This window comes from Acinetobacter sp. Leaf130, from assembly GCF_001423205.1.
Classification (GTDB): domain Bacteria; phylum Pseudomonadota; class Gammaproteobacteria; order Pseudomonadales; family Moraxellaceae; genus Acinetobacter; species Acinetobacter calcoaceticus.
The window spans coordinates 2,296,753-2,297,034 of sequence record NZ_LMOE01000001.1; the positions used below are offsets into that span (position 1 = coordinate 2,296,753).

Here is a 282-nt window from a genome sequence, read left to right on the forward strand (position 1 = left end):
CCACGTTACCTTGTGCATCTACAGCCTCAGCRTGAATCACAATCTGACCAGTCACAGGATCTGCCGCTGTTGCCGCAAGAGTTGCTGTGATAAAGCCGTTGGTCAGGTCAGCTGCTGTTACGGTGTAGTTWGTACCGTTAACATTGACYACTGTGCCRTCGATTGCATCTGGTCCCAATGCCACTTGTGCATTGAAAGTACCGTCTGTACCAAGTTCCGCAGCGTTTAAGATACCGTCGCCATTTAAGTCTTCAGGAACCGTAATTGCTGTAATCAGGTCTT

At 48.9% G+C, this 282-nt stretch carries 1 pseudogene; it reads right to left on the reverse strand.

What is annotated here, in order from left to right:
• Positions 1–282: pseudogene (locus ASF86_RS19810) on the reverse strand (hypothetical protein); the annotation flags it as partial.